Raw genomic sequence first — 11,104 nt, 5'->3', positions numbered from 1 at the left:
ACCCAGGTCGGTGGTGATCGTGGTCACGCCCTGAGAGGCGTTGGTCAGCGTGGCGGTGAAGGTGACGCTGGCGTCATCTTCGGTCACGTCCGAGGTGCTCAGGCTGACGTAGGTGGTGTCGATGGTGTCGCTGATCTCGACGGTTGCGCTGCCAGCCTCCGGATCTATCTGCAGATCCTCGAAGTTACCGCCGCTGGCACCGGTGATGGTCACGGTCAGGCTGTCCGGATCCACGTAGACGTCCGAATCCTGAGTATCGATCACCAGGGTACCGGTGGTCTCGCCGTCACCGATAACGATGGTGCCCATATCGGTTTCGATGGTGGTTGTGCCCTGAGAGGCATTGCTCAGCGTCGCGGTGAAGGTGGCGCTGGCGTCATCCTCGGAAACACTCTCCGCACTCAGACTGACATAGGTGGTATCAATGGTGTCATTGACTGTCACTGCGCCGGTATCGGTGGTGTCGAGCGAGTCGAAATCGCCACCTGAGGTGCCGGAGACAGAGACCGAGTAACTTTCACCGTCCACGTACGGATCATCACCCTGTACAGAGAAGGGCGTTGATGTTCCGCTGGTCTGTCCGACAGGAATCGTAATCGTGGCGCCATTACTCAGTGTAATAACCAGCGGGCTTCCGGATACTGCGACATCCACTGAGGCACTGATTGTTGCCAGCTCGGAACCTTCCAAGACTGTAACGTCGCCCAGGGTAAGCACTGCAGAAACCAGAGGAGCCAGAGGAGCCAGCTCTTCACTCACCGGCTGCTCAACACTTGAGCTGATCCCCACGGTGTCGTAACCAGCGGTCGGATCAACTTCACTGCCGGTGCGGTTTACGGTAACGAAGTCGGCACCGCCGTCATCACCACCAGTAGCACCTGCTGCCGGGGCACCCGCTGCGGTCGCTTCACCGATCTGAGTCGGGTCCTGACCGGCAAGGATAGCAGCCTGGATAGCGTCTACGTCATCAAATGAACCACTGTCAGCCACAGCTTCACTGGTGTCGAACTGATCAGCCGGGGTGTAAGTGTCGGAGGTGGCGAGCCAGCTCTGGCCGCCTTCAAGCACGATTGGGCCGCCGACATTCATCGCAATTTCGATCTGTGCATCCGGACCGGTACGGATCACTTCGTCGGCATAGATCACATCGCCGGCCATCAGTACACGCTCAGAACCGTCAGCGGCTACGGCTACGACCTGCCCTGACACGCTGTTGACGGTGCCGATAACATCGCCCGCCATCTGTCCTTCTGCACCGGAGGTCTCGGCTCCTGCACTGGCAGCAACCCAGTTGTCGTTACCGCTTATGGCAACGGTCTCACCGTTCGCCAGGGCGATCTCTACACGCGCGCCTTCCGCTGTGCGTACAACTTCATCGGACATGACAGCATCGCCAAGCGCGAGTACGCGCTCAGTACCATCGGCCGACACCGCTACGGCGCTACCATCTAGAAAAGTTACATTCCCGATGACTTCTGACATGACACACCTCCAGTTCCTTGAATTGGTCTCTAATCCGATTAAAGACTCTCGTTAACCTTTGCGTAAGTGGACCTGAGTACAGGCACGACGCTTTGGTGTTAATTTTATGTATCAGGGGACCAGTTAAGCAGGCTTGAGTACAGTCACCATTGTACCCAGGTACAATGCGGTCGATTTTATTGATGTTAATCAGTAGAACCGGTCAAACCCGCATCTTTGCCAACTGTAAACGAGAGTAAACATCTATCAGTGTCCGGTGGCGTTTAAAGCTCTCCAGCGATTCGCTACTGCTGATTAACTCGGTAAACAGTTCACGACCGTCGAGCATTGCCAAAGCCCTGGTCATCATCGCTTCGCCATAGATCCGGATCAGTAAAGCGCTATAGCTCTCAAGCGCACGCATGGGATCAAGCTCTATATTCAGCAGTGTTTGCAGGCAACGGTATAGCAACCTGCGCGGATTAGGCAGATGAGCGGACTCCAGCACTGCATCGAGACAGTCAAGCGCCCCCTCTTTATCACCGGTCGCCAGCAATAACAGGCTGCGCAGCTCTCCAACGCTCAACGTTTCCCAGACACTGCCCTCATCGGGTACCACCCCTAGCAGGCCCGCCACCAGCTGTGCATCGTCGAAACCCTCCGCCACCAGGGCATCGAGCAGCTCCTCATGATCCTCCTGCTCCAGCTCCGGCAACGCCAGCACTGACGCACGAATATCGTTTGCAGCGTTATTGTTTCGCCATATCAACTTATCGACGGGATAGATCTCGGACATCCCCGGAACGATGATACGGCAGGTGTAGATCCCGAGGTGCTCGTAGTCGGCTATATAGATATCCATATCGACACGGTGGATGCGATGACAGAGATCCTCGAACTCCGCCTGCCGATCCCCTTCGATATTCCACTCGGTGAAAGGGTAATCGCTGTTTTCGGACAAAAGATCCCAGGCCACCACCCCGCTTGAGTCGCTGAAATGCGTTTCCAAATTACGCGGCGCCGCTGCCTCATCGACATCAAAGCTGGGTAACGGAAAATCCACCAACTGATCCAGCTCCCGCCCCTGAAGCAGTTCGGTTAACGAACGCTCCAGTGCAACCTCAAACTTGGGATGAGCACCAAAGGAGGCGTAGCAGCCGCCATCGGTCGGATTGATCAGGGTGACATTCACCATCGGGAACTTGCCGCCGAGGGACGCATCCCGCACCTCGACCACGAAACCGCGAGCACGCAGCTCTCGTATGCCCGCCTGAATTTTGGGATAGCGGCGAATGACAGAAACCGGGATCGGCGGCAAACTGATTCCAGTGGAGATGATCGTATTCTTAATATGGCGCTCGAATATCTCTGACAGCGCCTGCACCCTCGCTTCCCACTTATTGTTGCCGGCCGCCATACCGTTACTGGCGTATAGATTGCCAATGATATTAACCGGGAACCAAACCTCATCGCCGGTACGCTGGCGTATGAACGGCAGTGCACAGATACCGCGATCGGCTCGGCTGGAGTTGAGGTCGATCAGCTCTGCGGGATCGAGTTCATCATGAAGGTCGTAATGGTCGCGAGTGACCTCATCGAGCAATCCGTCTGGCCATCGTCCAACCACGGGCTCGAACCAACGCTCATTGGGATAGTGAACGAAATCCGCACCGGCAAGCTCTTTACCCAGGTAATAGTCGGTAAAAAAATAGTTAGTGCCGAGCCGCTCGTAAAACTCACCCAATGCACTGGCCAACGCCGCCTCTTGAATCGAGCCCTGGCCATTGCTGAACAGCAGTGGACAGTTGCGGTCACGAATCTGTACCGACCAGACGGAGGGAACCGGGTTAAGCCAACACACCTCTTCTATATCAAATCCGAGCGCCTTGAGTCCTTCGCTCATACGCGCTATGGACTCCTCCAGCGGCACATCTTTTCCTGGAATTCGGGTCATGGGGCACTAGCTCCTGGCTGCACTGAGCTAAACGTAAGTCATTATTTGATCAGGAGATTACACCTAAAGACAGGAGCACGAAAACTTTTAAAATGGGTGCTTGACGCACCCTGCCCCGGTCTTTAATATACGCGCCTCGGTTGAGGTGTTCCTCGATAGCTCAGTTGGTAGAGCAGTAGACTGTTAATCTATTGGTCGCTGGTTCGAGTCCAGCTCGAGGAGCCAATCACCTTACCGAATCGGGATATTCCTCGATAGCTCAGTTGGTAGAGCAGTAGACTGTTAATCTATTGGTCGCTGGTTCGAGTCCAGCTCGAGGAGCCATCCTGATATAGTTAAAGTGTCGGAGCATAGCGCAGTCTGGTAGCGCATCTGGTTTGGGACCAGAGGGTCGGGGGTTCGAATCCCTCTGCTCCGACCACTCTCTATATCCTCCCTGAACCACCCTAGTGATTTACACATATTCATCCGGGTTGGTTGATTCAGCATGAACGTCCTTGTTATCGGCTATGTCTGGCCTGAACCTGCGTCCAGTGCCGCCGGCTACCGCATGCTTGCCCTGCTTGATGCATTTCGCCTCCAGAACTGGCTGGTCACCTTTGCCAGCCCTGCCGAGAAGAGCATCCACCGCGCCGATCTACCCGCCCGCGGTATCCGCGAAGTCAACATCGCCCTCAATTGTTCCAGTTTTGACGATTTCATATGCGAACTTCAGCCCGATCTGGTGATGTTCGATCGCTTTATGATGGAGGAACAGTTCGGCTGGCGGGTGGAGAAACACTGCCCGCAGGCGATCCGCCTGCTCGATACCGAGGACCTCTCCTGCCTGCGCCACGCCCGTCACCAGATCTGCAAACAGAGCGGACAGGTCCAGCTGGATGTGCCTGCAGAGTTACTTTTTTCGGAACATGCCAAGCGTGAAGTTGCCGCAATCCTGCGCAGCGACCTGACACTGATGATATCCAGGGCCGAGATCGACCTGCTCAGGAACACCTTCAAGGTTGACCCGGCCCTGCTGCTGGACTGCCCATTCATGCAGCCTTCGGTATCGGCGGAGCAACAGGCACTACTGCCCTCTTTTGACCATCGCCGGCATTTCATCGTAATCGGCAACTTCCGTCATGCGCCCAACTGGGATGCCGTACTCTGGTTAAAGCAGGCGATCTGGCCGCTGATCCGCACCCGCCTACCGGAAGCTGAACTGCATATCTACGGTGCCTACCCACCGCCCAAGGCCACACAACTGCACAATCCCAAGCAGGGTTTCCTTATCAAGGGGTGGGCTGAAGATGTGGATCAGGTGATGCGACTAGCCCGTGTCAATCTGGCACCGCTACGTTTCGGCGCCGGCCTCAAGGGCAAACTGGTCGATGCCCTTGCCTGCGGCACTCCGTCGGTTACCACCTCTATCGGGGCGGAAGGCATGGCTGGAGAACACGCCTGGCCACAACCTGTCACGGATGATCCCGAGCAGTTCGCCAACCGCGCCGTGGCACTTTATACCGAGTCACAGCAGTGGCTTGCTTGCCAGCAGCAAGGCTTTGCGCTGCACAACCAGCGCTTTGATTTTGACCCACATGCCAGCACATTGATTGAGCGCCTACAGCATCTCAGCCGTGAACTGGACAGCCACCGACTGGCCAACTTCACCGGCGCCATGCTCCGACACCACAGCATGAGGAGCACGCAGTACATGGCACAGTGGATCGAGGCCAAGAACCGCAAGCCACAGGATAAGAAATAGACGGGTCTGGCGAGATAGCGGCTACCCAAACAAAAAGCGGAACCCGATTTATTCAGGGTTCCGCTTTTTGACATCCAGGCCATAGAGATAGAGAACGGCTTTTTCTCAGCGCCTCTCCCTACCCGTCAAGCAGGCTTACATATTCGGATAGTTCGGCCCGCCGCCGCCCTCCGGTACCACCCAGGTGATGTTCTGCGCCGGATCCTTGATATCGCAGGTCTTGCAGTGGACACAGTTCTGCGCATTGATCTGGAACCGCGGACCGTTTTCGTCCTCCACCACTTCATACACCCCCGCCGGACAGTAGCGCTGGGCCGGTTCGGCGAATCGGGGCAGGTTCTGCGCAATCGGGATGCTGGCATCCTTCAGCTGCAGGTGGCTGGGCTGGTCCTCCTCGTGATTGGTGTTGGACAGGAACACCGAGGAGAGCTTGTCGAAACTCAGTTTGCCGTCCGGCTTCGGATACTCGATCTTCGGGCACTGGTCCGCCGGCTTCAGCTGGGCGTAATCCGGCTTGTCGTCGTGCAGGGTGAGCGGCAGCTTGCCGTTGAACAGGTTCTGGTCGATGAAGTTGAACGCCCCGCCAAGGATCGGACCGAACTTGTGCATTGCCGGGCCGAAGTTGCGCGAGCGGAACAGCTCGTCGTAGACCCAGCTCTGCTCGAACTTGTCGGCGAAGTTGGTCAGTTCGGTGTTGGCCTGCTCGGCGCCGATCGCCTCGAACACCGCCTCGGCCGCCAGCATGCCGGACTTCATCGCCGTGTGGGTGCCCTTGATCTTGCTGAAGTTCAGCGTACCGGCGTTGCAGCCGATCAGCAGGCCGCCGGGAAAGCTCATCCTGGGCAGGGCGTTGAAGCCGCCCTTGGTGATGGCGCGAGCACCGTAGGATACGCGAGTACCGCCCTCGAGGTACTGCGCCAGCACCGGGTGGTGCTTCAGGCGCTGGAACTCGTCAAACGGACTCAACCAGGGGTTGGTGTAGTTCAGGTCGACGATCAGACCGACCACCGCCTGGTTATTCTCCAGGTGGTAGAGGAAGAAACCTCCGGTGGTATCACCCTCAAGCGGCCAGCCGGAGCCGTGCACCACCAAGCCCGGCTGGTGCTTGGCCGGGTCGATATCCCAAAGCTCCTTGATGCCGATGCCGTAGTGCTGGGCATCGGCTTGCGTGTCCAGCTGAAACTGCTCGATCAGCTGCTTGCCGAGATGGCCGCGACAGCCCTCGGCGAACAGGGTGTACTTGGCGTGCAGCTCCATCCCTTCGGTGTAGTTGGGGCCCTGCTCACCGGCCGCGGTGATACCCATATCGCCGGTGGCGATGCCTTTCACCGAACCATCATCGTTGTACAACACTTCCGCGGCGGCAAAGCCGGGGAACACCTCAACGCCAAGCGCCTCCGCCTGCTCGGCCAGCCAGCGGCACAGGTTGCCCAGGCTGACCACGTAGTTGTTCAGCCCGTGTCCAGTGTTGTGCATGGTCTTGGGGATCAGTGCATTGGGCAACTTCTTCGCCCCTGCCTCACTCTTGAGCAGGTAGAGCTCATCGGCGGTCACCGGGGTGTTCAGCGGTGCGCCCATCGCCTTCCAATCCGGGAACAGCTCATCCAGGGCACGGGACTCGATCACTGCACCGGAGAGGATATGCGCGCCCACCTCCGAGCCCTTCTCCACCACGCACACCGTCAGCTCCTGCTCTGCTTCCTGGGCCTGCTGCATCAGGCGGCAAGCCGCCGACAGACCGGCCGGACCAGCGCCGACGATCACCACATCAAATTCCATCGATTCGCGCACAACACACCTCGAAAGTTTCCTTCGACACCACCGGCGTAGATCGCCACAAGTATCGGTTTCTCTTGATTTTTTGGCCTAGTCTCTCAGCCAATTGAGCGTTTGACAATGACCGATGAGGTATAACAATTAGCATTTTCAGACATCAGACGTGGTGTTCACTCAGCCTGAGTACACTTTTCCGGCCACCTGATGAACCTTCTGTGCCCCGTTGTGCACCACGGACTAGAACCCTGTCCAAACTGGTGATGAATTAAAAAAGCACCATCCTTGGTACTGAAAAGGGCAAATAGCGGCCGTCCTCTGGCCCGTAATTACACCAGGGTGCGGAGTTTCGGCTTAAATTCGTTCGAACAATACAGCGATACCCTGACCACCGCCGATGCATAGGCTGACCATCGCGAAGCGGCCGCCGATGCGCTGTAGCTCGTACAGTGCTTTCACCGTGATCACGGCACCGGTGGCACCGATCGGGTGACCGAGCCCGATACCGCTTCCGTTCGGGTTCAAGCGCTCGCGGGGCAGATCTAGCTCACGGGCCACTGACAGGGCCTGGGCAGCAAAGGCTTCGTTGACTTCGTAAATATCGATGTCGGTCACCGACAGGTTGTTGCGAGTCAGGATCTCACGGATCGCCGGTACCGGGCCGATACCCATGTATTTCGGCTCCACGCCAACCACGGAGTAGTCCACCAGGCGGCCCAATATCTGGCGGCCTTCAGCCTGCGCCTTTTCGCGCTCCATCATCAGCACGGCCGCCGCAGCATCGTTGAGGCCTGACGCGTTACCGGCCGTGACCGTGCCTTCGCGTTTGAATACTGGCTTCAACTTGGCCATATCGGCCAGTTCGCAGTCGAAGCGCACATGCTCGTCCCGGTCGAATACCACTGGCCCCTTGCGGCTCTTCAGCTCGATCGGCAGGATCTGAGACTCAAAGCGTCCCTCTGCGATGGCGCGCTGGGCACGCATATGGCTTTCCACCGCCAATTGGTCCTGCTCCTCGCGGCTGATGCCGTACTTCTCCGCCAGATTCTCGGCGGTGACACCCATATGGGTCTTTTCCATCGGACAGTGCAGTGCCGCGGTCATTGCATCGATCATCTCGCCGTTGCCCATGCGCTGACCGAAACGGGCGGTCTGCAGCCAGTATGGCGCCAGGCTCATCGACTCTGCACCACCGGCCACGACGGTATCGCAGACACCGAGCTCGATCTGCTGCGCCGCGCTGACAATCGCCTGCAGGCCACTGCCGCAGAGACGGTTTACGGTCAGCGACGCGGTTTGCTCGGCCAGCCCGCCCTTCAGCGCCGCAACGCGGCCCAGGTACATGTCGGCGGGATCGGTATGGATCACGTTACCGAACACACACTGGGCTACGGACGCCGGTGCAACACCGGCACGGCGTACGACTTCGGCCACCAATTTGCCGGCCAGCTCGCTCGGCGCCTGATCTTTCAGGCTACCGCCGAAATCACCGATGGCCGTGCGGGCACCGCTGACAACCACAACTTCACGTTTCTGCATGTTTTTTCCTTAAAACTGGCCTGCCAGCTGGGCGCGGATGCGCTTTTTATCAAGCTTGCCGACGCTGGTAACCGGAATGGAATCGACGACGCGGATCTGCTCCGGAATCGCCCACTTGTTGATCTGGCCACTGTCGACGTACTGCATCAGGTGCGCCTTGATCTGGTCGGCATCCACCTCGGCACCTTCGGCGGGCACGATCATCGCCAGCGGCCGCTCGTCCCAGCGGGGATCGGGCACGCCGACCACCGCCACGTTGGCCACTGCCGGGTGCTTGCTGATCAGGCTCTCAAGCAGCAGCGAGGAGATCCACTCACCACCGGTCTTGATCACATCCTTCATGCGGTCGCGGATCTGGATCACGCCATCGGCATTGATCGAGGCCACATCACCGGTGTGCAGCCAGCCGCCCTGCCAAAGCTCGGCCCCCTTTTCCGGTTCGCGCAAATAGCCCTGGGTCAGCCAGGGCGTACGTACCTGCACCTCGCCGACGCTGAGATCATCCGCTGCCACCGGGTTACCCACATCGTCCATTAGGCGTAACTCAACCAGCGGCAGCGGCACGCCGGTACGCATACGCAGCGCGATCTGCTCCTCCATAGACAACTGAGCCTGTGCCGGACTCAGATGGCTTATGGTCAAAATTGGGCAGGTTTCGGACATGCCATAACCGGTATAGAAACGGATACCCCGCTCAGACATTTTGCGCACCAGCGCCTCGGTTGGCGCCGCGCCGCCGGTCATCAGTTTCCAGCGACTCAGGTCGGTAGACTCGGCCTCTTCGGAGTTCAGGATCATCTGCAACACCGTGGGTACGCCGTGAGAGAAGGTCACCCCCTCCTCCCGGTACAGACGCACCAGGCGGTTCGGCTCATAGCGGCCCGGGTAGACCTGTTTCACGCCTAGCAGCGTGGCCACATAGGGGATACCCCAGGCGTGGACATGAAACATCGGCGTCATCGGCATGTAGACGTCTTCCGAGCGCAGTAGCGGCACCCCGTCGAAGGCCGCCAGCGTGGTCGCCGTGGCGAGTGTATGCAGCACCAACTGGCGGTGACTGAAATAGACCCCCTTGGGATTACCGGTGGTACCGGTGGTGTAGAACGTGGTGGCGACGGAGTTCTCATCGAAGTCAGGGAAGTCGTAGCTGACCTCAGCAGCGGCCAACAGCACCTCGTATTCGCCGAGCGTCTCGAATGTGGCGCGTCCCGATGCCTCGCCGTCGTTGAGCTGGATATAGCCCTGCACTGTCGGCAACTGGTCGACCAGTTGCTCGACAATGGGCAAGAAGTCGTCATGCACCAACACCAGCTTGTCTTCCGCGTGCTGCATGGTGTAGCCGATCTGGTCGATACTCAGGCGCACGTTGACGTGGTGCAGCACCGCGCCAATCATCGGCACGGCGAAATAGGCTTCCAGATAGCGGTGGCTGTCCCAGTCCAACACCGCCACGGTATCGCCGGCGCCGATCCCGGCCTCGGTCAGCACGTTGGCCAGACGGGCGATACGCTGACTTAACTGGCGGTAGTCGTAACGATGGGCGCCGCTGACGATTTCGCCGCCCGGCGCATAGCGCTGTCCGGACAGCAACAGCTGCTTGATCAGCAGCGGGTACTGGTAAGCACCAGGAGCCGACTCAATTATTCTTGTATTCATCGGTTTTACCTAAGGTCGTAGAAGCACTGCATATAGAGCAGCGGCTAAATCAGAGTTTTTCCGCCAGCTCCGGCAGAGCCTGGAACAGGTCCGCCACCAGACCGTAGTCGGCGACCTGGAAGATCGGCGCCTCCTCGTCCTTGTTGATCGCCACGATCACCTTGGACTCCTTCATCCCGGCCAGATGCTGGATCGCGCCGGAGATACCGACGGCGATGTAGAGTTCGGGGGCGACGATCTTGCCGGTCTGGCCCACCTGCATATCGTTGCTGACGAAGCCGGCATCGACCGCGGCACGCGACGCCCCGATCGCCGCGCCGAGTTTGTCGGCCACTTTCTCGAGCAGGGCGAAGTTGTCGCCGTTGCCCATGCCGCGACCGCCGGAGATGATGACGCGGGCGCTGGCCAGCTCCGGACGCTCGGATTTGACCAGCTCCTCGCCGACAAAGGCGGAGGTGCCGGCGTCACAGGTCTGGCTCAGGGTTTCGATGGCGGCACTGCCGCCCTCGGCCGCAGCCTTGTCGAACGCCGAGCTGCGCACGGTGATCACCTTGATCGCATCCTGCGACTGTACCGTGGCGATGGCGTTCCCGGCGTAGATCGGGCGCTTGAAGGTATCGGCGGACTCGACGCTGATGATTTCGGACAGCTGACCCACGTCGAGCAGCGCGGCCACGCGCGGCATGACATCCTTGCTGGTGGTGCCGGCCGGGGCCAGCAGGTGGCTGTAGCCGGTGGCCAGCTCCACGATCAGCTGTGACAGGTTCTCGGCCAGGCCGTGCGCATAGGCCGGGGCATCGGCCAGCAGCACCTTGGCGACACCGGCAGCCTTGGCGGCCTCATCGGCCACCGCGCCACAGCCGCTGCCGGCGACCAGCAGGGTGATGTCGCCGCCGATCTGCTGGGCGGCGTTCAAGGCGCTCAGGGTGGCGGGGTTGAGGGCCTGATTGTTGTGTTCGGCGATCAGTAGAATGCTC

7 protein-coding genes and 3 tRNA genes are annotated in these 11,104 nt (G+C 59.1%); 4 read left to right on the top strand and 6 right to left on the bottom strand.

Annotated features, from left to right (window positions below; translation table 11 throughout):
• Positions 1–1,482 (bottom strand): retention module-containing protein (locus tag IEX40_RS21940; RefSeq protein ID WP_188752397.1); only part of this gene is annotated, 1,482 nt, incomplete at its 3' end.
• 202 nt (positions 1,483–1,684) lie between these two features.
• Positions 1,685–3,415 (bottom strand): 30S ribosomal protein S12 methylthiotransferase accessory factor YcaO, encoded by a 1,731-nt coding sequence (gene ycaO, locus IEX40_RS21935; RefSeq protein WP_188752390.1) that lies wholly within the window; start codon positions 3,413–3,415, stop codon positions 1,685–1,687.
• A gap of 149 nt (positions 3,416–3,564) precedes the next feature.
• On the opposite strand from ycaO, the gene IEX40_RS21930 reads away from it, so the two are divergent.
• From IEX40_RS21930 to IEX40_RS21915, 4 genes are all read left to right on the top strand, one after another.
• Positions 3,565–3,640, top strand: a tRNA-Asn gene (locus IEX40_RS21930).
• Between the two features lie 23 nt (positions 3,641–3,663).
• Positions 3,664–3,739, top strand: a tRNA-Asn gene (locus tag IEX40_RS21925).
• Between the two features lie 20 nt (positions 3,740–3,759).
• Positions 3,760–3,836: transfer RNA gene (locus IEX40_RS21920), tRNA-Pro, on the top strand.
• Between the two features lie 66 nt (positions 3,837–3,902).
• A complete protein-coding gene (locus IEX40_RS21915) occupies positions 3,903–5,159 on the top strand; it encodes a glycosyltransferase (RefSeq protein ID WP_188752388.1) in 1,257 nt (418 codons plus the stop codon).
• A gap of 135 nt (positions 5,160–5,294) precedes the next feature.
• On the opposite strand, the gene IEX40_RS21910 is transcribed toward IEX40_RS21915, so the two are convergent.
• The 4 genes from IEX40_RS21910 to IEX40_RS21895 all read right to left on the bottom strand — a co-directional run.
• A complete protein-coding gene (locus IEX40_RS21910; RefSeq protein WP_188752399.1) occupies positions 5,295–6,938 on the bottom strand; it encodes an electron transfer flavoprotein-ubiquinone oxidoreductase in 1,644 nt (547 codons plus the stop codon).
• Positions 6,939–7,286: 348 nt separating this feature from the next.
• Positions 7,287–8,471 carry a beta-ketothiolase BktB gene (gene bktB / locus IEX40_RS21905; protein WP_188752386.1) on the bottom strand — a complete coding sequence of 395 codons (1,185 nt, stop codon included), beginning with the start codon at positions 8,469–8,471 and terminating at the stop codon, positions 7,287–7,289.
• A 9-nt stretch (positions 8,472–8,480) separates the two neighbouring features.
• Positions 8,481–10,127, bottom strand: coding sequence for a fatty acid--CoA ligase (locus tag IEX40_RS21900; RefSeq protein ID WP_188752384.1), 1,647 nt, complete (start codon positions 10,125–10,127; stop codon positions 8,481–8,483).
• 49 nt (positions 10,128–10,176) lie between these two features.
• On the bottom strand, positions 10,177–11,104 hold a 928-nt coding region (locus IEX40_RS21895; RefSeq protein WP_188752382.1), incomplete at its 5' end, for an electron transfer flavoprotein subunit alpha/FixB family protein.

Origin of the sequence: Marinobacterium zhoushanense, assembly GCF_014641945.1 — a bacterium.
GTDB lineage: Bacteria > Pseudomonadota > Gammaproteobacteria > Pseudomonadales > Balneatricaceae > Marinobacterium_D > Marinobacterium_D zhoushanense.
This window is presented reverse-complemented; position numbering and strand designations above follow the sequence as displayed.